We start from the raw sequence: 24,339 nt of genomic DNA, 5'->3' as shown, positions 1-24,339 counted from the left end.
AATTTCAATTATGAAAGGAATTTCATTTATGAACAAATTGTTTAACAAAGGTTCAATTTTCACGCTTATGCTCATGTTTGTTCTGGTAATAGCACCAGTAGCATCAGCAGCAGAGAAAACAGTAAATTGGAATTTCTACTTCTTTGGCTCAAACCTTACCTCGACTGAACAAATTTATCTGGACACCGATCGATCTGTTGAATACGGATGGTCTAACAAAGAAGGAGGTGACGTTAGAGTTGCTATTATAACTGTAGGCGATGGCAAAGAAGTAGCGTATATGACCGCCACTGCTTATGGTGGAGGTACAATTGTTGATTTGCCTAAAGGTCATTATCTTTTACGAGTAAGTGGAAGTGCTTGGACTACATCCACTGGTACTGCCTATATTAAATACTGATATTACTCTTGGGAAATAGAACAGGATAGCCGCTCAAAAAGAGCGGCTTTTTCGTTTCTTGGAGGGACATCTTTGTAGTAATTGCCGCACCAATAACTGTTGGCCCAAATTCGTTACCCATAAATGACTTGTCCAATTCGATCTCTTGCGTAAAAATTGGCAGGTTTTCCGATGTTCCTGAGTATACTTTCTGTATGATGGTCAAGGCAGGTGAAACATGTGAAGCAAGCAGGAGCCATTCCTCCAACGGAGGTGCTCGAATCTTCAAGTAGTAATAATCGAATTCAAGTTGTATTTAATCGACCAGTAAGTGTTAAGCAGCTAAATACTTTACCTGAAATAGTTCGTACGACATCGAGTTCCAATTTAACAACTGTTTTTGAAGAATTAGAAAGCCTGATTGGTTTACATGAAGCCAAGAAAACGATCTATGAAATTTATGCGCTCATCAAAATGAATAAAGCAAGGGAACGACACGGGCTTAAAATTGAGAAGCAAGTTTTCCATATGGTTTTTAAAGGAAATCCCGGTACCGGGAAAACAACAATTGCACGCCTTTTCGGAAAGATCTTTAAGGAAATGGGTGTTTTAACGAAGGGCCATCTAACTGAAGTTGAACGTGCAGATCTCGTTGGTGAATTTATTGGGCACACGGCACAAAAGACCCGTGATCTTGTTAAGAAAGCCATGGGCGGAATACTGTTTATCGATGAGGCCTACTCATTAGCTCGTGGCGGTGAAAAAGATTTTGGAAAAGAGGCTGTAGACTGTCTTACAAAATGCCTGGAGGACTTTGGCAATGATTTCGTCTGTATAATTGCAGGGTACAATGATGAAATGGATACATTCCTGGAGTTAAATCCGGGACTGCCCTCACGCTTTCCCGTCCACATCAACTTTGCTGATTATGAGGTTGATGAGTTGATGGATATTGCACATCTAATGGCAAAGAACAAGGAGTATCGAATCTCTGCTGAAGCAAGTGAAAAACTGAGAAGAAGACTGCTAACCGTAACGAGTGATCCATTTCATGTAAATTTCAGCAATGCGAGATATGTACGAAATAATATTGAAAAGGCGATACGTGTGCAAGCTGTTAGATTGCTCAAAATTCCTGACCCAACCCGTGATGATTTAATGAATTTGAAGTCTGAGGATTTTTCCATTTAGAAACAATAAAATCCCTCATATTGAGGGATTCTACTTTTTTAATCTGAGCCTGTCCAAAGTGAAGCAGAGCACCACGATTCCAAGCAGTGATCCCGAGAGAAACGGAACCACTTGCTGCAAAGGATGGACGAAGGGTGAAATTCCTTTTACCAGGAATGCGTGTAAAAAGACCGTCACGATACCAAACAACCCCACTCCGAACCAGAACAACCATTTTTCCAAGGCAGGTACTTGTTTCATAGTGATCTGTCTGTTTTTCCTCGAACTTCGCGCAATGACATACAAAATGGCCAAGCCGCCGAAAAGGGTACTACCGTGTTGCAGCAGCTTGTAAACCGGCACTTGATAATGAGCGAACGAGATGGATTGTTGCAAGAACAAGAAGTGGTCAACCATACGACCACCGTCATGAGTGAAGGCGTCCCATGCGATATGACTTAAACTTCCGAGTAACGCGGAGTACATAAATACACTTGCCGTTCGCCACACTGGCAATCTGCTTCGATTGTTTGTGTAGTCCAGCCCTCGTCCAATCCACTCTGGCAAACGCGCAAGCATCGGTTTCTTGACCACGTACTGGTACAAAAAAGCTAATAGGATTGCGATAGGCAAATCAACCAGCCACAATCCGAGCATAGTGTGGCTGTACACGCTAAATGGCTGCATCCGGAAGAAATACTCAAAATCCGGTGCCATACTGCCAAAAACGAGGGCAGAGAACGAAAACCACTTGCATTTGCGTAACGGCAGTACAATAGCCGGATGAGCAAAAGTAAAAGGCATACACTTACTCCCTTTTCGTCATTAGAGTGGCAATAGATTGGCAACTACCTGCTTGCCGCTTACTTGAATCCCTTTATCCTGTTTTCCGCAATGAGCCAGATCTTTGATGAGCTGCTCAATTAATCGCTTGGCTTCCTGACTTTCCTTTTTCTCTAGTTTGACAGTCAACTGCACGGCATCTCCGGATGAAAGAATTCGCTCTGCCTGTCTCTTTTTCGTATCGTAATCATGGTCTTCGATGTAGGCACTTAAACGAATTTCTTTTACGTTAACTCCTTTTTCTGCTTTTCGGTTTTTGGCGTTTTCCTTGATAACCTGCTCCTTATAATTCGTTCGATTCACTAACTGACAAGGCGGCGGACTCGAAGCCAAAGAAAGACATACTAGGTCCACTCCCTGTTCTTTTGCCATTTGAAGCGCTTCTTTTGTGGAGATGATTCCGAGATCTTCCCCGTTTACGCCTGTTAATTGTACGACTGCCGCTTTTATTTTTTCATTCAGGATCATCTTGATCTCACCTAACCTGTTCATTCGATTTTCAAGGACATAATTACTTCTCCAAAGAATGCAGCGTATCCTTCCCAAGCGCGTAAATGCAAATCATTTTCATGACGAAGTCCAATCGTTTTTGTATAATAGGACAAGGCATAAACTTACGGACGTCTATAACAGAATATTCATTAGCAAACTAATTAATTGGGGGTACTTTGGTGGAGTTTAGTTATGCAACCGCATTAACCCATTCTGCATCGCATGTAATGAAATTGCATCGGCAAAATGTAGAGTTTCTGATTCAAAAATACGACGTCTATCCCGGTCAGCCCATTCTCTTGATGCGCTTGACTGAAAAAGATGGAATGATTCAAAGAGAATTGGCCCGAAAAATCGGGGTAAAGCCCGCTACGCTTACGGTCATGATTAATCGGATGGCCAAATCGGGACTAGTCGAGCGCAGAGCAGATGAACGGGACCAACGTATCTCCCGCGTTTATCTTACCGACAAAGGTCGGATGGCTACCAAGCATGTCAAAGAAGTATTACGCGTCATTGAAGAAAATTGCTTCATCGGATTCTCAGAGGAAGAAAAAGATGTGTTGCGGGGCTTACTCGATCGGATGCACAGCAACCTCCAAGCTTTTTACTTGCAAAATACGCAACCCTCTTCTCAGTTGTAAAAAGCTTCTTTCCTGGAATAATAATGAGAAAGGTTTGACAACTTGCCGTGAATAATCTAGCAAAAGAACTTGATTCCACGTCCCTAACCGGCAACAAATCACGCCGGTTGTGGATGGCTGCGATTCTAGGGTCACTTTCTGCTTTTGGTCCACTGTCCCTAGATATGTATTTACCTGCGCTTCCTATGCTTGCCGATGATTTGCAGACGAGCACCTCCATGACTCAACTCAGTTTGACAGCATGCATGCTCGGCCTGTCCATTGGTCAATTGTTCGCAGGGCCGATCAGCGACGTACGCGGTCGAAGAATCCCTTTAATTATCGGGCTCATTTTGTATGCGGTCTCTTCCTTTTTGTGTGCGGTAGCTCCCTCTATTTATACGTTCGTCTTGCTTCGCTTCGTACAAGGTCTTGCTGGTTCTGCGGGAATTGTTATCGCCCGCGCTACGGTTCGCGATTTGTACTCAGGGACAGAGCTGACAAAGTTTTTCGCCCTCTTGATGCTTATTAACGGAATCGCCCCAATCGCGGCACCTATTGTAGGGGGACAAATCTTGCAATTTACTACCTGGCACGGCGTGTTTGTCGTACTGGGGCTGATTGGCGCTATCATGTTCCTCGTCGTGCTGCTTGCTCTTCCAGAAACATTGCCACAAGAGCGCCGCTCCAAGGGAGGAATCGGCAATACACTGACAACCTTTGGTACCCTGCTGAAAGATCGCGTTTTTATGGGGTACGCCATCGCGCAAGGACTGGTGACTGCTGCCATGTTTGCGTACATCGCCGGTTCGCCCTTTGTGTTTCAAAAAATATTTGAAGTGTCTCCACAAACGTTTAGTCTCATTTTCGCGATTAATGGTGTAGGCATTATTATTGCTAGTCAAATCACAGGAAAGCTTGCAGGGAAAGTGAAAGAAACTTCCTTGTTCATAGCTGGGATTACCATTGCGGGAGTCGGCGGAATTCTCCTTCTGGCGATGATTCTCCTACAAGCTGGTCTTATTGCTGTGCTCGTTCCCCTTTTCTTTATCGTATCGAGTGTAGGGATTGTGGGCGCGACAGGATTTTCCCTTGCCATGCAAAATCAAAGCAAGGCGGCAGGAAGTGCATCGGCTCTCCAGGGGCTACTCTCCTTCATTAGCGGCGGAATTGTCGCTCCACTTGTGGGAATCAGCGGCGAACATACCGCAGTACCAATGGGAATCATCATCGCTCTTTCTACGATTGGCGCCATTATCTGCTACATAGTCATGGTTCGTCGGAGTTCATCAGCAGCCTGATCAATTCTTTTGTTGCAAACGTATGTTCTGTGTATTACAATCACATTATGGGCCATAATAGTAAGTGGGTTTGACAAGTTGGTCATATGAAAACCAAGGGAGATGTTGACACATGGCATTGCGTTTGATTCCTTACATCGTTCTGAATGGTACTGCAAGTGAAGCGATTAGCTTTTACGAGAGTGCGCTAGGTGCTGAAGTGCTGTTCAAGCAAACCTTCGGTGAAATGCCAGAAAATCCGGAGTTCCCATTACCTGCAGAAGCCAAGAATCGTATCGGGCATGCTACTATTCGTGTCGGTGAAACGGAAATGATGTTTTCCGATACCTTTCCAGGACAACCGCATCAACTTGGTGATCAAGTGACCATTTGCATCTCGACCGATGATAAAGAACAATCTCATAAGATTTTTGATGCCCTGCAAGAAGGCGGTCAAGTGCTTATGCCTCTGCAAGAAACGTTCTTCAGCCCAGCTTACGGCAACGTGAAGGACAAGTTCGGCATTACCTTCCAAATTTACACGAATAATCATTGCATGGAGTAATGGAAAGCCCTGTTCGCTTCAACGGCGACAGGGCTTTTTTATTGAAAAAAGATGCGTCAGATCATAAAAAAAGAGCCAGGATCACATGTATCCTGGCTGTTGGTATTGCTTCGCTTACTGTTGGTTGTTCTCCTGAGACATGAGCGATACTGGGCGTTGCGGAGTGAAAGTGGAGATCGCATGCTTGTATACTAATTGTTGCTTGCCTTCGCTATCAATCACAATCGTGAAATTATCGAATGCTTTAATATACCCGCGCAATTGAAATCCGTTCACAAGGTAAATGGTAACCGCGATGTTTTCTTTCCGCAAATGATTCAAGAACGTATCTTGAATGTTGATCGTCTGTTTCATGTACACTACCCCCTAAAAGGACTTGTATGTTATATATTCGGCAATTGTTGAAACTTTCCTGCCAATATTCGCTTGATAGTTTCCACGTTATTCCTCTGCTCGGCCGGATCAGTCATGTCAAACCATTGAATTTCTGCCATGCGACGGAACCAAGAAAGCTGGCGTTTAGCAAAATGGCGCGTTCGCTGCTGTATGTCGTTCACTGCTTTTTCTAGCGTGATTTCTCCATACAGATACGGAATCAGCTCCTTGTACCCCAAGCCTTGCATGGAGACCAACGACGCGTCGTAGCCAGAATCCAGGAGCCCCCTCACTTCCTCAACCAATCCAGCTTCGATCATCAGTTCGACCCGGTGGTTGATTCGTTCGTACAGCTTTGCACGATCCATCGTAAGACCGATCATCACCAAATCATAAGGTGAATGCTGCGCCCGTAGCTGAAAGTCGGACATTTTGTACCCGCTGCTCTCATAAATCTCCAATGCGCGAATCACTCGCTTTACATCATTGGGATGCAAGCGTTCAGCTGTAATTGGATCTACATCGGCCAATCGGGCGTGCAGTGCTTCCACGCCTTCACTGTCAGCCAATCTTTGCAGACGATCACGGAGCTCAGGGTCTTGAGAAGTGGTGGAAAACTGAAATCGATGGGTAACCGATTCTATGTACAGACCTGTCCCGCCGACGATAAACGGAAGTTTGCCACGTTGGTTGATGTCTGTAATCAATTCTGCGGCACTTTCCTGAAACATCGCGACAGAGTATTCTTCGTCTGGATTTTTAATATCAATGAGGTGATGCGGTATTTTCGCAAGCTCCTCAGGTTCTGCTTTTGCGGTGCCAATATCCATTCCCCGGTATACTTGCATGGAATCTCCGGAAATGATCTCACCGTCGAACTGTTCGGCCAGCTCCAGACTAAGCTGGGTTTTGCCGACCGCTGTTGGGCCAATAATCACGACTAGCCTTTCTCTCTGTTGCAAGGTCACTCCCCTCCACCTATCTCTTTGTAGCTGTACACGACCTGCTGGCCGCGGGAGCGAAACGGTGTAAAACCAAAGCGCTCGTACATCCTACCTTCTTTTCCTTCTTTCATTACCACACGTTTTCTCGCAACTCGTTGCGCTTCCAAAACAGCCTCTTCAGAAAGAGCATCTGGATTGGCGAGCTCCCGGACTCCGGCGATCCCCGACGAGCTTTGTACAGTGACTTCGAACATGGGATCGAAATAAACGACGTCGAAGGAACGGGCAGGCAGTCCTCTCAGCACTTCTAGATGGTTGCCACATCGCACCTCAATACGACGCATGGCTTGCTCCAATTCTTCCGCATCGGATGACCAGTGCCGCAGTCCATCTTCTACCAAGATGGCTAGCAATCGCTCAGATTCGATGCCAACGACTTTTCCATTTGCACCTGTCGCATGAGAAAATACAATAGCGTCAGCACCCAAACCCAAGGTTGCGTCCAGTACTTCATCCCCTGGTTGAATTTGGCAAGCAACAAGCATAGTATCAGTATCGCCGCGCATGAGCCGCTTTATACGAAAAGCAGATGTATTCGGATGAAAAAAGAATGGTTTTTTCCCCGGCACTTCCAAACGTGCTCCAAGAGCGGAAACCACCAATACTTCTTCTACCCCATATCGCTTGCGCATTTGACCCAATGAAAAATCGCGTCGATTCACAACCTGTAGCCCCAATGTACTAGCCAATTCAGCTGCGTGACGCAAGGTTTCTTCACCAGGCTCAAGTCCTGTCGTAACAATCACGCCTTTGTTCCCTTCCTTACGTCTTCGCCCTTTTTGACAAGAACTGCTGTTCTAGAAAAACGACTCGACGGTTTTTACATAAACGGTAACGATCATATTATTGTAAGCAGGATTAATTTGCCGGTCAAATAGAATCTGAACCAAACTGTTTTCCTATTCGCTATGACAATCATACCATTTTTTATGAAAGCGCGTCGGACTGTAGTATGATTTTCCAGTCCATCCGTTTCCCCGATGTAAAAAAGACCCGCAAAGTACCGTGGGTCTTCCTACAAATGGGCATAGCTATGCGTATGAAAAAAGCTATCTCCACTCCTCGACTGCAAGGTTCGCCTGTTTGATCTTGTCCAGCCTGCGGTTATTTAACAGACCGAGATTGTAATAAATAATCGATTGCGCACCTGCATCCACCGCAATTTTCACCCTCGCTGCCAAATCAAATGCTGACTGGATTTGGGTATGATGCAGGGAAAAAGCCGCCCCCAACTTAGCTTCTGGGGCTACAAGCTTGATCGCATGAAACGTATACGCCACCTCATTGACACTGTCTCCATAGGCGAGAGGGACGATACGATCGAGAGTAGCCGCAGCTTTTCGCAACGAAACCCCTTCCCAATAGGACTGATTCACGTAAAACGGTGTCGAGGACGGAAAGCCATCCCACGCTGTCCCCTTACTCTGCGCGATTTCCTTCAGGCTCCTCCATAGCTCATCTACCACTTCCAGACGGGCTTGCTGATATTGATACAATTCCGGGTATTCCAGTAGCAAAAAGGCAACTTCTCTCACTTCAGCGGTTACTTGCGAGATGGAATCGGCTTCCACCATTTGACTGACTAGCCTTGATACTAGCTGTCTGACTGCTTCGACATCGATTCTCTTCGATTCGGCGCGCTCTGCACAAGCTCCGCAAAAACAGAGCGAGAGTAACCATTGTAGAGATTCTCCTAACGGCAGGAGGCATACTTCATGATGTTCGCCATGCTTCATCGGCAAAAAGGCTGTCGCTTCGATCAGTATCCGTTCTGGCTTGAGGTGCTCTAGCGTATCTGTAAAAAGCGCCTTGGCGTAATGCTGAACCTCAGGCTGCGAAGGACATAATGCGTATGTGTATGTATCGCCCCAAATGTTTTGCACACAAAGATCTGGGTGAGCCAAACCAAGCGTAGAATTGTGAAGGCCAACCCACCATGTATGAAACCCCATCCCTGCCTGCTCACAAGCTTCTTTCATTTTGGCAAGAATGCCTGCTTGCGCGATTTGTTCGTGTACAGTCGGGCGCAAACGGTTGTACTTCGACCATTCAGGCGTAAACGATACTCCTGAAAACGGCAGCCTGCGAAACGTTTTGCTTCGTGGGTGAAAAAATCTCCCCTGATGGTAGCTGCTATTGACCACTGCTGTATTGCATCTGGCTTGTTGCAATGTTTGCATCACCGCTTCGATACCACTCTCGGCTATATCCCACGGATAAATAAACATCCCGGTTTGTCGTGATGAACTCATTTCGATTCACCTCGTTTTTGCAAGTAATCATAAGTCAGTGTTTGTCTAAAATCAATCCTGATTTTCAAATTTTCTGAATAGATCACCCAAAGAAACACCCCCTAAGGAGTTGTCCCAGGGGGTGTCAGTTACATCACACGCTTAAACATTTTTTCTAAGTCATAACCAGTAAAATGAATCACAATCGGCCTGCCGTGTGGGCACGTATACGGACTGCTCGTCTTGCGCAACTGGTTCAGCAAGCTTTCCATTTCTGCATGTGTCAGGAAGCGATTCGCTTTAATCGATGCTTTACAAGACATCATGATGGCAGCTTTTTCGCGCATCAGCACGACATTGGCTTGGGCGTTTTCGCCCGTTTCCAGTACAAACTGAATGAGCTCCTCAATGACCTCCAGCTCCGCCCCTTCTGGGAACCAATGCGGATGAGCGCGAACGATAAAGGTCCGTCCACCGAACGCCTCGATCTCCAAACCAAACGATTGCAAAAGCGACAGTCGCTTTTCCAGTTTGCTTGCCTCTGCAGCCGTATACTCCACCGTATGTGGAAACAACATGATCTGGCTGGAGATGTCCTCTTCTGCAAGCTTGCCCATAAAATACTCGTAAAATATCCGCTCCTGCGCGGCATGTTGATCGATTAAATACATGCCCTCGTCATTTTGCGCGACGATGTAGGTGCCATGTACTTGACCAACTGGGTACATAACGGGAACAGGCGAATCCGTCTCATTTTCATTGGTTGCTTCCGGGAGTGGCGGTGATTGATCAGTACCTGCTGCGGCTGAATTGTCCTCGCTACTGATTTCATTGATTAGATGCACTGAAGATGGTGTCTGGACAATGTCCAATTGTGACGGAAGCTTAGTCTCGTAAGGTTGGAAAGCTTCCTTCGTGGGCATTTGATCCAGCAGAGTCGCCTGCGCGATTTCATGCGGGATAGCCTCTACTTTTGCGGACTCCAGCTTTTCATAGTTGGCTGTAGTCTCCTTCACCGTGCCATTCTCAATGGATGGTGCGATATGCGGCACTATTTCCACTTGCTTACTTGTCGTTTCCTGCTTGGCCATCCATTCCTGCAGTCGGGGACTCGCTGCTAATAATGACGATTGCGGTGTTTCAGGCTTGCTGATTTGCAGGTCAAACTGTGGTTGAACGACCTGGGTGACGACCTTAGTTTTTGGTTGCGTAGCCATGGGTCTGACAATTCCTAAGCCTTGTCGCAATGTCTCTTTTACCGATTGTTCTATTGCGCTGCACAATTCATCTTCTTTACTGAATCTCGCCTCTAGTTTGGCAGGATGTACGTTCACATCGACCAGTGACGGATCCATCTCGATCTGCAAAGCCACAATCGGATAACGGCCGATGGGCAACAATGTATGATAACCGCGCATAATCGCATTGTTGATTGAATAGCTGCGCACATACCGACCGTTTACCAGCGTCGAAAGGTAAGAGCGATTCGCCCTCGTTACTTCCGTCTTCGAAAGAAAACCAGACCACTTATAGTCGAGGGTCTCCCCTGCAATGGGTAGCAACAGCTTCGCTACTTGCACGCCGTAGATAGCTGCCATGACGTGCAGCAGCTTTCCGTCGCCAGACGTTTGCAAAAGTGTCTTGCCGTTATGAGTCAGCAGGAAGGAGATCGACGGATGCGTGAGTGCAAGCCGATTCACATAATCGGAAATGTGTCCGACTTCCGTAGCGATCGACTTCATGTATTTCAAGCGAGCAGGTGTGTTGAAAAACAAGCTGCGTACACATACTTCCGTCCCTTTTACAGCGGCTTTATCGGATATCGTTCCGAGTTGCCCACCTTCAATCAAGAGATGAGTACCTACCTCACTACTGGACGTACTGCTCGTAAGCTCCATGCGCGAGACTGCCGCAATACTCGGCAGAGCCTCGCCACGAAAGCCCAGTGTACGAATGCGGAACAAATCACGAGCGTTGCTGATTTTACTGGTGGCATGGCGCTCAAAAGCCAGTTGACAATCTTCCCGATCCATCCCTCTCCCATTGTCAACGATCCGAATCATCTCCAGACCGCCTTCCTCTACATGGATCTCGATTGTCGTTGCACTAGCATCAATTGCATTTTCGACCAGCTCTTTGACAACCGAAGCCGGTCTTTCCACTACTTCCCCTGCAGCAATCATATTAGCGAGATGCTCATCTAAAACTTGAATGGTTCCCATGAGTGCCTCCCCTCCGGACGAACCCTATCGCTTTTTCAATTGCTGTTTCCATGCATATAGCTTCATCATGGCGTCCATTGGCGTCGTTGAATTCAAATCCAGCTCGCGCAGTTCATCCATAATTGCTTCTTCCTCGGCCGAATGGAACTGCATCGGTTCTTCACGCACCGCAGCAACTGGTGCCGTCCATAGCGATTCGAGCGACATTTGCACGTCACTCGCTGCATTTCCATTCCCTGCACTCCCATTCGCTTCAAGTCCGGTTAAGATACTGCGCGCCCGCTCAATGACCCAAGTCGGCATTTCAGCCAGCTCTGCCACATGGATTCCATAACTTTTATCTGCTCGTCCTTCTTCAATTTTGTGAAGGAACAAGAGCTTTCCTTCCCGTTCTTCGCATCGAGCATTGACATTCACGACACCACTCAACGTCTCTGCTAACCCGGTCAACTCGTGGTAATGTGTGGAGAAGAGCGTTTTGGCACCGATTTTTTGGCAAATGTACTCAATCACTGCTTGTGCAAGCGCCATTCCATCGTACGTTGAAGTCCCGCGGCCAATTTCATCGAGCAGGATCAAGCTCTTCGCTGTCGCTTTTTGCAGGGCTTGTCTGGTCTCCAGCATTTCCACCATAAACGTACTGTGCCCGCCAACCAAATCGTCGGCTGCCCCAATCCGAGTAAAAATCTGATCGACTATCGCCAGCTTGGCCTGTTTAGCCGGAACGAAGCAACCGATCTGTGCCATCACCGTGATCAAGGCGATCTGTCTCATGTACGTACTTTTACCCGCCATATTTGGACCCGTAATGAGCAAAACTTGACGATTCGTCTGATCCATCTCCACGTCATTTGCCACGTATTTTTCGCGCTCCAGAACGGCTTCTACTACTGGATGACGCCCTTCTGTAATGACGTATTCACCGTTTTCCACAAGCTCTGGGCGTATAAAACCGCGCTCGTCACTCACCGTAGCAAATGCCTGGAGAACGTCCACAGATGCAATGCGCTCAGCGAGATTCTGCAGTCTTGGTATATGCTTCGCGACCTCGCTTCTTACCGCCACGAACAGTTGGTATTCCAACTCAATCATCTTTTCTTCCGCTTCAAGAATGAGCGCTTCGCGTTCCTTCAACTCTGGTGTAATGTACCGCTCTGCATTCGCCAAAGTCTGCTTGCGCTCATACCGTCCCGCCGGAACGTTGACGATATTGGACTTCGATATTTCGATGTAGTAGCCAAACACCTTATTGAAGCCTACTTTGAGTGAACGAATCCCTGTCGCTTCCCGTTCTCCCTGCTCCAGTTGGGCAATCCACGTCTTCCCTTCACGACTTGCCGTATGGAGCTTGTCCAAGTACTCATCGTATCCCGTACGAAGCATACCGCCTTCACGAACCGATATCGGCGGATCATCTACGAGTGCATGAGCCAAATAGTTGACGATGTCTGTACACTCATCCATCCCTTGCGCCAGTTCCATCAATACCGGCGTATTCGTTTGGATCATATACTGCTTCAGCTCTGGAACAGCTTCCAAAGACATGCGCAGTTGAATGAGATCTCGTGCGTTCGCATTCCCATAGGAAATACGGCCCGCCAGACGCTCCAAATCATAGACACGATCCAAGCAAGTCCGCAAATCGGAGCGAAGCAGCATGTCACCCTTCAAGGCTTCCACAGCGCTCAGACGTGCCTCCAACTGATCGCGACTGAGCAACGGACGCTCAATCCATCTGCGTAAGAGACGACCACCCATTGCCGTTTGAGTCCGATCCAACAGCCACAACAGAGAGCCCTTTTTCGTCTTATCGCGAATGGTCTCTGTCAATTCCAAATTGCGTCTGGAAAAGCCGTCCATTTGCAGATACTGCTTTGCATCGTACTGCTTTAACAGGCGCATATGGGCAAGACTGCGTTTTTGCGTCGTCCCTATGTAGAACAAGAGAGCATTAACCGCCGCTCGCATAGACATATCCAGCCCTTTTGCCTGCTCCGCATATTGACTATCCACTGCAAACGCGTCCAGTTGGTGTGCATCCACGACAGTAGATGGCAGTGCTGTCTTCGGCAAAACAGCGAGGCCAAAAAAGACGAGCTCCTTGGGGCGATATTGCAAGGCTTCATCCAGAACAGCCTCTGCTTGTCCCACCAAAGAGGTAACGTACATCTCACCTGTACTCATATCACACGCAGCAACACCCGTTCGCCCTTCTACTTGGGCTAACGCAGCCATGTAATTGTTTTCCTTATCCGTCAGCCATTTGCCTTCCATCATCGTTCCCGGAGTAATGACGCGTGTAACTTCCCGGCGGACGACCCCTTTGGCTTCTTTTGGATCTTCGACTTGCTCGCAAACAGCTACTTTATGTCCTTTTTTCAGTAGCTCTGCAATATAGCCATCTGCCGCATGATGTGGAACACCACACATTGGTATGCGCTCAGAACCACCACCATCACGTCCCGTCAGTGTAATTTCCAGCTCACGGGACGCAAGAATGGCGTCATCAAAAAACAGTTCATAAAAATCGCCTAAGCGAAAAAATAAGAAAGTATCCGGATAATCTTTTTTGATAGCCAGATACTGTTGAATCATCGGGGTATATTGAGCCATGATTTTCTTCTCCTAGCCTACTAATTCTCGTCGCTATTATATCATGATTGTACGGTAATGTTGACCCTTCATCCGATGGTAGATCTGTTTATGGTAGCTTCCATGTCTTGCGAAGGTCTTCATCCGTTCTCCACGATTGGCTTTCGATTAAAAAAGAAAAGTATCGATCCAAATGAATTCGTGACAGCGTATAGCCTGGTAGCTCCTTTAATTCTTGCCAGACTTGGGTAACGTACGGCAGGAGCTTTTCTTTTTCGCCCAGGTAGTAGGCTTTGATGAGCGGGAGCTTTAGATGAGGCATCGCTTGTAGCTTTTCGTGATTGGTTGCAACCAAATGGGCCAAATGAAGAATACCTCGAGTGACAAGGGGATCAACGAGCCAACTGGGGAGTGTACGATACTCGAAACCATATTCCTTCTCCCTTACATCCCCCAAAAATCCATATCGCTCTCTGCGGCTCATACAGCCTGCATCCTCAATCAGAACAAGGGGAAGAGCCAAGTACGCATCCAACTTTCGCCGAAGAGAAAAAGTAGCGGTAAGCCCGCCAAAATGAATATGCCCGCCAATTGGATAACCTTGAAACGGCATTCCGCCAGCGAGCCATTCGATAGACGTGTTTCCTATTTTTTTGGATGCGAGTTCCAGATTATCGTAGATATGCATAAATAATTGATCAGGGTCCTCCGATGGCGCAGGTCTCAACTCTGCAACCGGGTGCTGATGGAGACCTAATTCTTCTCGATAACGTGTCGTATCACACCCAACCGTGCCAGTAATACTCAGGAAGTCAGAAGCAAGTGCCATCTCTCCTGTGGGCTTGCGTAAAGCAAACTCAGGATCAGCCCCCATGCTTTGCAGCTTTTGCGGCTGTTTGCGCATCCGGCCTTCCCACCAATCTCGAGCCCGCTGCATATATTCGTCAGCATGCTTGGCTGGCCAATTTGGTTCCACCTCGACGACCTTAAGTCGATGGGGAGAAGCCGCCATAATCGTCACTTGACCCGCATCGGCTCCAGCGGCATACAAACTGCGAGCAGCCAGCCCTTGTACCACCTGAACCTCTGTTTCGGTGGAAGGCAAGGAGACGGAATGCCATTCGGGTTCCTCCATCCGGTGCAGCAACCACTGTGATTGCTCTTCGCTCCTGGCGATATCCAGTACATAGTCTTGGTAAAGGCAGATCCTATATGTCCGCCAGCCCGGTCGCGCTGCTTTTCCTGTCGTTACAGGTATTCTCCCCTGCCGGAGCAACCAGCGCCCGATTTCTGGACGATGCAAATAAGCAACGACTTCTTTCGCGTTGGCCGTCATTGGTTGTGTTACTGGCATTTCCTGCTTGTTAGCTCGCTGACTCGCCTTCGTGCGTAGAATCATGCCTTCCACACTCCCCCGCTATTCTCTCGTTATCTTATGACTGCGCCTAGAAAAAGTGTGAATGGTGAGCACCCGAAAAAAAGAAAAAAGAGGAGATAATTTCTCCTCTTTAGTCGAGCTCGTCGAGTAGCGTAGCGGAATCAAAGTCTTCAAACTCGTCACTGTTATCTTCAAAGTCGTCAACCAGATGAAACTCTTTTTCATCACAACTATTGCAGACAACAACGCACACCTTTGTTTCCCCAATGACCTCTACTGCATATTCGCTTTCAACTCTGACTGTGATTGTGCCACCACCACTTAACTCCGCTTTTATGCACTTCGGTTGCTCCACGGCGCGTGCTACGATTTCCAGATCGCCTCTGCAGTTCTTGTCGAAGAACGTAAGCGGTACGAGTACGGAGAACTGAACAGTTTCCCGCTTGACTTCGGTTTGCGTGTTATTAGCAAACGAAAACCACAGGTTGACGTCATACGTACCAGATACTTCAACGGCATCTCCGACTTTCTCTGCTTGGAAGTTCGTGTTTATAATCCAGCATCCGAGGATCGTCGAAGGAGTTTGCGACGGTATGATGGTGTGGGTGGTAATAGAAAATTTATGGCCTTTGCCGCAGACTGCTTTCGCGATAAGTTCCCGGCACTGTAGATCTTTGTCTATACCCGACATTTCGTTACCTCCTCCATACAACGTTTCTGTACATTTGTATGCAGGGCATTCGACTAGCGTGCAAACAACCACCTTATATTTGGGAAAGTTGTTGGGTATTCATCAAAACAGCGCCGGGAAGGCTTTTTATCGAGAATTAGGAGCAGCAACCGCCGGATTTTTTCTTTTCAGGCCCGCCACCCGTCTCTCCTGTCAATGGGTTTCCGCCTGTATCCAAAATAATACGCTCCGAAACGGTGTTCGTGATCACGTTCGTGACCATTTGCAAAAGATCGTTCACATCGACCTGCGATTGCTTGAATTCCGTAACAATTGGAATGGAATCCAGCTCCTCATGCAATTGGTTGTACTCGTCTTCCACTTTTTTCACCAGTTCCGGCTTGTTGATGGATTCAAACATCACCATTTGCTTTTGCTTCTGTTTTAATGTATCAATTAAATCTTGCACACGTTCATTGTGCTTGATTTGCAGTTCGGCACGTTTGAAGAAATCAACTTCATTTGTACGCGCGATCATAGCTGCGAGTTCGCGAGCTTTCTCAAGAATGTCTTTCTGGGTATACACGTTTGTTTGTTCCATAATGACCTACACCTCAACTTTGGATACGAGTTCTCCGTGGAGTGTCCACGTTTTCGCATCTGTAATTTTTATATGCACATATTGTCCGATCAAAGATTTGTCGCCGGTGAAATGGACCAGCTTGTTCGTACGCGTACGTCCCGCGAGCACTTCCGCGTTTGTCCTCGATTCGCCTTCCACAAGTACCTCGACAACCTGATCCTGCAGTTTTTTATTTTGTTCCAGTCCGATGCGAGCCAACACTTCATTGAGTCGATACAAGCGCGCTTTTTTCACTTGCATCGGAACGTTGTCTTCCATGACAGCAGCCGGTGTACCTTCACGTGGGGAGTAAATGAAGGTGTACGCAAAATCGTACTTAACCTCTTCCACCATCGAAATGGTATCTTCGAACTGCTCGTCAGTTTCGCCTGGGAAGCCAACAATAATATCGGTAGAAAGCGAGACATTCGGGATCGCGTCCTTGATTTTGCGAACCAGCTCCAGATAATGCTCACGCGAATATTTGCGTGCCATCCGCTTGAGTACTTCTGTCGAACCGGATTGGACAGGCAAATGGATTTGCTCCACCAGGTTGCCTCCCTTTGCCAGCACCTCGATCAAGTGGTCGTCAAAATCTCTCGGATGACTTGTCGTGAAGCGCACACGCGGGATATCAATCTTGCGAATCTCGTCCATTAGATCTCCAAAACCATACTCGATATCCTCAAAATCTTTCCCATACGCATTGACGTTTTGTCCAAGAAGCATGATTTCCTTAAAGCCTTGGCGAGCAAGATCACGCACTTCCGCGATAACATCTTCCGGGCGTCGACTGCGCTCTTTTCCGCGGGTATACGGCACGATACAGTACGTACAGAACTTGTCACAACCGTACATAATGTTAACCCAGCCCTTGGTGTTTCCTTCGCGGAGCTTCGGCATATTTTCGACGATATCGCCTTCCTTGGACCAAACCTCAATCACCATTTCTTTGCTGAACATCGCATCGCGCAACAGTTCTGGCAGACGGTGAATATTGTGCGTTCCAAAAATCAAGTCAACCTGCTGGTAGCTTTTCAGGATTTTCTTGACGACTTTCTCTTCTTGGGACATACAGCCGCAAACCCCGAGGATCAGATTCGGATTGTTATTCTTGAGCCGCTTCATGTGGCCAAGCTCTCCAAATACTTTATCCTCTGCATTTTCGCGGATCGCACAGGTGTTAAATAGGATGACATCCGCATCTTCGACAGAGTCAGAGGAGGTATAGCCCATGGCCTGCAAAATACCAGAAATCGTCTCCGAATCATGCTCGTTCATTTGGCAGCCATACGTACGAACGTGATAACGCTTTCCTTTTCCGATGTTCTGCATGTCTTCCGGGATATTAAAATCGTAATGGACTAAAATCTCTTCCTTACCGCGCTTTTTCGCATCTTTCAGAGAGGGGGCCTGGAAGTATTTCGCATAGTCTTCCGTTTTCTTTGGAGACTTAACGGATTTTAAGTCCACAGTCGCCTCTTTCGTTTCCTTCATCATTTATCACCTCAGCTAAAATCATCTACATAAGTAACCAATAAAGAATTATATCATTTTGGGTGATATAAAAGCTAATGCATAATAACCATTATGAGGCAAAATATGTACGAAACGGCGGAGAGGCCGTTCCGATCATCTGTGGGTTTCCCGGCAAGGAGATGTGGCCTCTATTTTTCTCTCCACTCTCCTAGAATGGTAATCAATTCGGGGATCTCATCGATGATAGCGTCTGCCTCCACGTTATCCCCCCAAAACATGTCCCTCTTCCAAACTGACTTCATCCCTGCCGCACGCGCCCCTTGTACATCGTTAACCGGGTGATCCCCCACATATACCGCTTCACTCGCTTTCACTCCAAGTCGGTCCAACGCTCTTTCAAATATGATTGACTCTGGCTTGGACACCCCTTCCCGCTCCGAAATCAAAATGGCATGAAAAAATGGTTCAATTCCAATCGCATTCAAGTTTTTCATTTGAAACTCACTTCGTCCATTCGTAATGATCCCTAGCTTCATTCCCAATTGATTTAAGATCTGAAGTGTTTCAACCACGCCTCTAAAAGACAGACAGTCCTGCCAAAATAGATGTACGTATTCTTCTAATAAAAATAAAGAAGTAACCTCTTCAATCTTTGACTCTTCCAAGATGGTCTGATAGACAACATCTTTCCACACATACCCACGCTGGTCCAGCTCATGAAAACGGAACTTAAACGCTTCCAGAGACATTTTTTTCTGGAGCGGCCGTGTACGTTCGTACTGTCGTGCCAAAAATGTATCCAACGACCGTTCCCGATCCAAAAGCGTTCCATCCAAATCAAACAAGCATGCCGTTACCATTGGTATATGCTCCTCCTTACCTGCCAATTTTTTCGGAACTCCGTCTTTTTTCCTATTTTCACCATAATATTTTTTTCTCCTGCAACAATACAAGCCCACTCGCCGTCTGAATAGCAGTCAACAAAAACTAAATTGCCATTTTGAGGAGGTTAACATGAAAAGAGCACTAGCCGTATTTTTGTCGGTGTTGATGTTCTTAACGGTTATCCCGGTCGTCGGTGCCGCTTCCACTCCTTCGTTCTCAGACGTTCCACGTAGCCATTGGGCATACAAGGAAATTACGGAGATGGCGGCCAAAGGGATCATCAAAGGGTACGACAATGGGACGTTTCGACCGAACAATGAAGTGACCCGCGCCGAATTTGCCAAAATTATGATCGCAGCAGCAGATGTAGATATAAACAAACGCTACGTCGACCAAACCTTTAAGGATGTACCGCGTCATCACTGGGCATTTCTGTATGTGGAATACGCCAAGCCTTACTTGACAGGTTACAAATCCGGCTCCACCTACACGTATAAACCAGATCGAGCAGCAGTACGTGAAGACATTGCTGTCGCATTGGTACGCCTGTTGGGCTACGATCAAAAGTACAAAGCCGACTTGAATCAATTGAAAAAGTTCCGTGATTACGATGATATTTCGTCAGCTCTGCGTCCGTATATTGCAATTGCGATTCAAACGGATCTGATGAAAGGATACAATGGCAATTTCCGTCCACAAGATCCGATCACTCGTGCGGAAGCTGCTTCTCTGCTCTATCGTGCTATTTTGGATCGTGACGATGATGAGAGCAAAATTGTATTCCCTAACCCTGGTCAACCGCAGCCTCAGCCAGAACCAGAGCGAATCAGTATCAGCGATTCCTTCTCTGATTCCAAATTGAAAAACTGGGATACAGACAAAGCGACAGGAAACTGGGAGGTCACTAGCAAACAGGTGACAGCCGAATCCGATGATGATGATTTGGATCACTACTTCCTGCCACTGAATTGGAATGAGTCTGACAAAGTTAAAAAATACGAATTGACCGTCGATGTCAATGTCGTAGGCAGTGAAGGTTTAGGAGGTCTTTACTTCAACGGTAAAGACGGAAAAGCCAATGTTGTATTCGTCCAAAAAGATCGCGTTGTTTTAGGCAAAGTGAATGATGTCGAAGAAGACGATATTGACATCATTACTTCTAGCTCCTACAAGCTGAAATCAAGCAACCGCTTAAAAGTGACAGTTAACGAGAACACTGTTTCCATTTACTTGAACGATCAATACTTGTTCGGTCAACAGTATGTGAAACAAGAAGGCACAAAGCTCGGTCTGTACTTGCAAGAAGAGGCAACTGAAAACGCGCCTCGCAAAACGACCTATCTGGACAATTTCTCCTTTAAGGAAACCAAATAAGGACCATATTTTGACCCGACAAGCTATTTTGGCCTGTCGGGTATTTTTTTCACTCATCTTGACATGCATGTTCTACCAAATGGAAAAAAGATAGCGAAATCGTAGAAATAAACGCATTTCAGATGTATAATGGTAGCTATTCTTGTCCTGTGAAGGAGCCTTCCTATGTCATTTTCTGTAAATCAACCATTTCGCTGGATGGACTCCGGTACCTACCAGGATAGTCCACTTGAGCCTTTAATCCGTGATGAAGCGTTGGCAGCTAGTATGCAATCTGAATCTGCAACCCCTGTGATTCATCTCTGGGTGTACGATCAGGCGCTCTATCTCGGCCGCAGAGACGCCAAGCTTCCTCATCTCCAGCAAGCCTTGCGTGAATTCGGTCAAGATGGCTTTGGTTGTGTTCTTCGCTCGTCTGGTGGCGCCTGTGTTCCGCTTGATGCTGGCGTACTCAATATGGCTTGTTTATTGCCTGACACTTCGATCTCCATTGACTCCTTCTTCTCGTTTGTAGCGCAGCTTCTTGATGTGGGCCTGCGTGATTACGGGAAGCTGGAATTTGGAGAAGTGACGGGTTCCTACTGTGCAGGGGAATACGATTTTTCCATTCACGGTAAAAAAATTGGAGGTATGGCACAAAGACGCACGCGACACGGCTCTATTTTGCAGTTATGCATTAACGTAGATGATCGGCCACGTGGGGAATGGATGGAACGCTTTTACCGTCTTGCAGGCTTGGATGAAATGCAAAGTCATAAGCCAATTCCTTCCATCGATGCTTCTACCGTTGGCAGCATTGCGAGTTTGACTGGAAAATTGGCCACTATAGATGATGTAAAAGCACGTCTATTAGAGACAATACGTTCTGAGTGGGCTGTATCACCTACCCCCTTTTATGTGCAAAATGAGTTAGTGACAAAGTCGAGACATCATTTGTCGCAACGATTACACTTATTTTCTTATACAGCAAAAGAACTGGCCGCACCTGACTGGCACTTACCCGAATAACGGGCATGATATTTGCATTTGATTCTCCAGGTGCTGCCGGAAAAATTCTGGAGGAATTATGAATAGCAATCGAAAGGGGACGTTTCAGGATCTGAATGCCCTTTTTGTTTTTGGGGCTCTTACTGTCTTGATGATTCACATCCTCAGTTTTTTTCTCTCAAATGAGAAGACGTATCCGTGGAATAGTGATTTACAAGCCGTTCTAATCATCTTGTTAAAATTCGGTCGCTCATTGTTTATCTTTGCAACTGGAATGCTGCTGTTTTACTGGTATCAGAACCGACAAGTGGATTGGCGGGCTTTTTGGAAAAAACGCTGGCGCGCGGTTATTTTTCCTTACGTAATTTGGACAGCCATCTTCACCTATTTTAAACACCAAACTTTTGACCCGGCCGTACTGGTAGGACCATTTTTTGATAGTCTGTTTACGGGTAGCTCATTCTACCACCTGTATTACATTCCGCTTTACTTGCAACTGTGCTTGCTGTTTTGCCTGATCAAACCGTGGATGGAACGGTACCTGAACTTCCGCTGGATCATCGCCCTCTTTATTGGACAAGCAGGCCTGTACGTTCTCTACCACTATTTGTTTATCAAGCCTTTATGGGCCATTGATTGGGCTGCAAACCCATTCTTGTCCCTCATCAACCACAGTTATGTTTACGGACAGCATTATGTTTTCATGTACGTATTTACGTTTGCACTCGGCGCTTATGCCGGGATGAATGTGGATAAATGGCGGACGTGGGTGAGACGCCTTCAGATACCTTCTATCGTTGTGATGGCAAGTGCAGCCGTGTGGATGGCGTACAGCTATCTTTCCGGATCAAAAAGCTACTACGAGAGCATGAATATTTTCGAACCGCTTTACTTGGTGTACACACTCTGTGTCATCATCAGCTTTTACCCTGCATCCAGTTATCTCGGCAAACGGCCTAATCTCGGTCCTTGGTTTGCCCGGTTGGCCAAACAAAATATGGCTATCTATTTGGTTCATCCATTGATCTTGTTCTTACTACAGAGCTACGTCATTCATCGTCTAGGATGGTCGACGCCGTCATTGGTTCTCGGCATGTTCGTGATTACACCGCCACTGTGCATTTTCCTTTACGAGTTGACGACGATGTCCTTTTGGTTCAATCGGAAAAAACGTGTGGAAGCAAAACCGATTCTCAAAAATCAAACGTATAAAGCGTAGCGGTGAAACTGGTTTCCTCTAAACTCCTAATGTAAAAAACAACATGATCTCCCATACTAGAACTAGGGACGATTGTTCCACACCTCGATTACTTGCCTGGCGTAACTGCCAGGCTTTTTTTCGTCTAATGCCCCTACCGTTTGTACCTCGCATACGGTATCATAGAAGAGGACCACGAGCAGTGCTTACTGCTATAGACGACAGAAAGAAAAGGTGGTGGATCTGGATGAATCAAGAGATCCCTTTGTTACATATTCCGATCAAAGATCTCATAATCGCGTCCACAAAGGTCGCACATGTGCAGTTAGGTAATTCGCTTGAGCACGCCCTGCTAGTCCTAATCAAGTCTGGCTATTCAGCCGTTCCTGTACTGGATCATCAGTATCGTTTGCATGGGTTAATCAGCACGAATATGATCATGAATAAGACGCTAGGTCTGGAACGCTTCGAGACCGAACATATGTCCGAACATATTGTAGATGATGTGATGGATACGAAAGTCCCTCGATTGCGTGACACCGATGAATTTTTGAAAGCATTGGAAGTGTCCATTAATCACCCTTTCGTCTGCATTGAAGACGACGAGCACTATTTCCAAGGAATCTTGACTCGAAAATCGATATTGGCTTTGGTATATCGTCACTTTCGCAATCTGCCCTTTCCATTGGTTGACCAACAACAGCCGGCAGAATCATAGGTCACCGCATACGAAAAGACGGGGCAATAATTGCCACCGTCTTTTTCACATTCTTCTGCGTTTCTACTTTAGAGCATATAGCTTGGCGACAGAAGCTGATGCTTCCGTTTCTTTTTTTCCGCGAGTAATGTCTGCGCATATTCCAGTGGATGACGGTATGTTTGTTTAAACATCGCCTGCTCTCCAGCCTTGAAAAACGAATAGCGCTGATCACGCACATTGACTTCAATTAAATACGGATTGCCTCGCTCGTCAATTCCCATATCCATGCCTAGATCTGCTAATGATGAAAAATGCCGACCGTACTGCTTCGCAATTTCCACCGCCGCTATCCCAACTCTTTCGATGACCGCTTGTTGTTGTTTCACCTCAGGAAAGATGGGTTCCAAAGCTTCCGAAAACGGTACTGCTGTCCCTCCTCGTGAGAGATTGCTCAGTTTGTTTTTCTTATTAGCGACCTTGGCAACCATCCCGCTCACAGTCCACTGTTTCTCTTTGTTTTTCTGCACGGAAACACGAATATCAAACGTTTTGCCTCCATAGCGCGCCAAAGGAATTCCTCGCTGGATCAGAAATCTTTTGTTACCAACCCAACGTCGCACCGTGGAGAGTATCTGCGAATGAGATAAAATCTGCCGTTTTTTCGATGCAATGAAGTGATAATTAGCTCCATGCCGTTCAATACGTGCTACCCCAATTCCGACTGATCCAATCGAAGGCTTGACGTACACCACCTGATACTTATCCAAGAACTGACGCAACTGCTCCATGGAATAAGGGACTGTATGCGGCAGATAGCTGCGGATTTGTTCGTTTTTCCAGAGCATCTGGTGTACTTTTCTCTTATCCCGCACAACCAAGCCATTGAATACCGTCTTCTTTTGGCTCAATCTTCGAATCACATTCCGCGCTTTTGCATCCCCTGTCAAAACACGATTGTGGATGACTCGCGGGACTGAAACCAGTTGGGAGACGAGTCGGTTTCCGTTCCAAAAATATCCCTTGACCCTTTCATCTCCTGGCTTCACATGCCGCGGATGGAAAAAAACAGGCTCCAATCCAAGCTCTTTCCCGATTTCGACATAATAAGGCAGACGCTCATATGACTTGATTCCATGAATTCCTTTCTCCATAAGGGCCCAATCCAACATTATCCCGATTCTGTCCACGTAGATCCCCCTTGCCACATTGCTCTACATAGGGTATGTGCCAGAAAGGGCAAGAGCGTGCCTATTTTTGTACACCTTTTTCG

Annotated in this window: 23 protein-coding genes; 9 read left to right on the top strand and 14 right to left on the bottom strand. The window is 46.6% G+C overall.

From position 1 onward, the window contains the following. Together HP568_RS25300 and HP568_RS25295 are read left to right on the top strand one after the other, a co-directional pair. On the top strand, nt 1-400 hold a 400-nt coding region (locus tag HP568_RS25300), incomplete at its 5' end, for a hypothetical protein (RefSeq protein WP_217366771.1). Nucleotides 401-619: 219 nt separating this feature from the next. Next, on the top strand, nt 620-1,570 hold the full coding sequence (locus HP568_RS25295; RefSeq protein WP_173630551.1) for an AAA family ATPase: 951 nt from the start codon (nt 620-622) through the stop codon (nt 1,568-1,570). Nucleotides 1,571-1,600: 30 nt separating this feature from the next. Here HP568_RS25295 and HP568_RS25290 read toward each other — a convergent pair whose 3' ends face one another. Then, nucleotides 1,601-2,353: a DUF4184 family protein gene (locus tag HP568_RS25290; RefSeq protein ID WP_173630550.1), complete on the bottom strand. Its 753-nt coding sequence runs from the start codon at nt 2,351-2,353 to the stop codon at nt 1,601-1,603. A gap of 21 nt (nt 2,354-2,374) precedes the next feature. Next, nucleotides 2,375-2,860 carry a translation initiation factor IF-3 gene (gene infC / locus HP568_RS25285; RefSeq protein ID WP_173630555.1) on the bottom strand — a complete coding sequence of 162 codons (486 nt, stop codon included), beginning with the start codon at nt 2,858-2,860 and terminating at the stop codon, nt 2,375-2,377. Nucleotides 2,861-3,060: 200 nt separating this feature from the next. Between infC and HP568_RS25280 the strand changes: the two genes are divergently transcribed. The 3 genes from HP568_RS25280 (at nt 3,061) to HP568_RS25270 (ending at nt 5,352) form a co-directional block, all read left to right on the top strand. Beyond that, nucleotides 3,061-3,528 carry a MarR family winged helix-turn-helix transcriptional regulator gene (locus HP568_RS25280; RefSeq protein ID WP_254551496.1) on the top strand — a complete coding sequence of 156 codons (468 nt, stop codon included), beginning with the start codon at nt 3,061-3,063 and terminating at the stop codon, nt 3,526-3,528. A 47-nt stretch (nt 3,529-3,575) separates the two neighbouring features. Further along, a complete protein-coding gene (locus tag HP568_RS25275; protein ID WP_173630549.1) occupies nt 3,576-4,808 on the top strand; it encodes a multidrug effflux MFS transporter in 1,233 nt (410 codons plus the stop codon). A gap of 112 nt (nt 4,809-4,920) precedes the next feature. Then, nucleotides 4,921-5,352: a VOC family protein gene (locus HP568_RS25270; RefSeq protein WP_048033370.1), complete on the top strand. Its 432-nt coding sequence runs from the start codon at nt 4,921-4,923 to the stop codon at nt 5,350-5,352. A 114-nt stretch (nt 5,353-5,466) separates the two neighbouring features. Here the strand turns inward: HP568_RS25270 and hfq are convergent, their stop codons facing one another. The 11 genes from hfq to HP568_RS25215 all read right to left on the bottom strand — a co-directional run bounded on the left by hfq (nt 5,467) and on the right by HP568_RS25215 (nt 18,785). Further along, nucleotides 5,467-5,706, bottom strand: a complete 240-nt coding sequence (hfq, locus tag HP568_RS25265) for an RNA chaperone Hfq (RefSeq protein WP_007719110.1) — start codon at nt 5,704-5,706, stop codon at nt 5,467-5,469. A 29-nt stretch (nt 5,707-5,735) separates the two neighbouring features. Beyond that, nucleotides 5,736-6,695, bottom strand: a complete 960-nt coding sequence (gene miaA / locus HP568_RS25260) for a tRNA (adenosine(37)-N6)-dimethylallyltransferase MiaA (RefSeq protein ID WP_048033371.1) — start codon at nt 6,693-6,695, stop codon at nt 5,736-5,738. Then, nucleotides 6,692-7,477, bottom strand: a complete 786-nt coding sequence (locus tag HP568_RS25255; protein WP_048033372.1) for a class I SAM-dependent methyltransferase — start codon at nt 7,475-7,477, stop codon at nt 6,692-6,694. Before HP568_RS25255 ends, miaA begins: the two co-directional genes overlap by 4 nt. Nucleotides 7,478-7,780: 303 nt before the next feature. Further along, nucleotides 7,781-8,983 (bottom strand): alpha-amylase family protein, encoded by a 1,203-nt coding sequence (locus HP568_RS25250; protein WP_173630548.1) that lies wholly within the window; start codon nt 8,981-8,983, stop codon nt 7,781-7,783. A 128-nt stretch (nt 8,984-9,111) separates the two neighbouring features. Further along, nucleotides 9,112-11,184: a DNA mismatch repair endonuclease MutL gene (gene mutL / locus HP568_RS25245; protein ID WP_173630547.1), complete on the bottom strand. Its 2,073-nt coding sequence runs from the start codon at nt 11,182-11,184 to the stop codon at nt 9,112-9,114. Between the two features lie 24 nt (nt 11,185-11,208). After that, nucleotides 11,209-13,797 carry a DNA mismatch repair protein MutS gene (mutS, locus tag HP568_RS25240; RefSeq protein WP_173630546.1) on the bottom strand — a complete coding sequence of 863 codons (2,589 nt, stop codon included), beginning with the start codon at nt 13,795-13,797 and terminating at the stop codon, nt 11,209-11,211. A gap of 88 nt (nt 13,798-13,885) precedes the next feature. After that, nucleotides 13,886-15,175 carry a putative amidoligase domain-containing protein gene (locus tag HP568_RS25235; protein ID WP_173630545.1) on the bottom strand — a complete coding sequence of 430 codons (1,290 nt, stop codon included), beginning with the start codon at nt 15,173-15,175 and terminating at the stop codon, nt 13,886-13,888. A 109-nt stretch (nt 15,176-15,284) separates the two neighbouring features. Next, nucleotides 15,285-15,845, bottom strand: coding sequence for an outer spore coat protein CotE (gene cotE, locus HP568_RS25230; RefSeq protein ID WP_048033376.1), 561 nt, complete (start codon nt 15,843-15,845; stop codon nt 15,285-15,287). A 136-nt stretch (nt 15,846-15,981) separates the two neighbouring features. Then, nucleotides 15,982-16,425, bottom strand: coding sequence for a YlbF/YmcA family competence regulator (locus HP568_RS25225; protein WP_048033377.1), 444 nt, complete (start codon nt 16,423-16,425; stop codon nt 15,982-15,984). A 6-nt stretch (nt 16,426-16,431) separates the two neighbouring features. Next, on the bottom strand, nt 16,432-17,943 hold the full coding sequence (miaB, locus tag HP568_RS25220; protein WP_173630544.1) for a tRNA (N6-isopentenyl adenosine(37)-C2)-methylthiotransferase MiaB: 1,512 nt from the start codon (nt 17,941-17,943) through the stop codon (nt 16,432-16,434). A gap of 170 nt (nt 17,944-18,113) precedes the next feature. Continuing rightward, nucleotides 18,114-18,785 carry an HAD family hydrolase gene (locus HP568_RS25215; protein ID WP_173630543.1) on the bottom strand — a complete coding sequence of 224 codons (672 nt, stop codon included), beginning with the start codon at nt 18,783-18,785 and terminating at the stop codon, nt 18,114-18,116. A gap of 154 nt (nt 18,786-18,939) precedes the next feature. Here HP568_RS25215 and HP568_RS25210 point away from each other — a divergent pair, with 154 nt between their 5' ends. The 4 genes from HP568_RS25210 to cbpB all read left to right on the top strand — a co-directional run bounded on the left by HP568_RS25210 (nt 18,940) and on the right by cbpB (nt 23,087). Next, the gene (locus tag HP568_RS25210) at nt 18,940-20,184 is read left to right on the top strand and encodes an S-layer homology domain-containing protein (RefSeq protein ID WP_173630542.1); all 1,245 of its coding nucleotides are present in this window, start codon (nt 18,940-18,942) and stop codon (nt 20,182-20,184) included. A gap of 165 nt (nt 20,185-20,349) precedes the next feature. After that, entirely contained in the window at nt 20,350-21,192 is an 843-nt protein-coding gene (locus HP568_RS25205; protein ID WP_173630541.1) for a lipoate--protein ligase family protein, read from the top strand. 58 nt (nt 21,193-21,250) lie between these two features. After that, nucleotides 21,251-22,390, top strand: coding sequence for an acyltransferase (locus HP568_RS25200; RefSeq protein ID WP_173630540.1), 1,140 nt, complete (start codon nt 21,251-21,253; stop codon nt 22,388-22,390). Between the two features lie 226 nt (nt 22,391-22,616). After that, nucleotides 22,617-23,087: a cyclic-di-AMP-binding protein CbpB gene (gene cbpB / locus HP568_RS25195; protein ID WP_173630539.1), complete on the top strand. Its 471-nt coding sequence runs from the start codon at nt 22,617-22,619 to the stop codon at nt 23,085-23,087. Between the two features lie 68 nt (nt 23,088-23,155). Here the strand turns inward: cbpB and HP568_RS25190 are convergent, their stop codons facing one another. Further along, nucleotides 23,156-24,256 (bottom strand): YheC/YheD family endospore coat-associated protein, encoded by a 1,101-nt coding sequence (locus HP568_RS25190; RefSeq protein WP_048033384.1) that lies wholly within the window; start codon nt 24,254-24,256, stop codon nt 23,156-23,158. Between the last annotated feature and the right edge of the window lie 83 nt (nt 24,257-24,339).

The organism is Brevibacillus sp. MS2.2, assembly GCF_013284345.1.
Lineage (GTDB): Bacteria > Bacillota > Bacilli > Brevibacillales > Brevibacillaceae > Brevibacillus > Brevibacillus brevis_C.
This window is presented reverse-complemented; position numbering and strand designations above follow the sequence as displayed.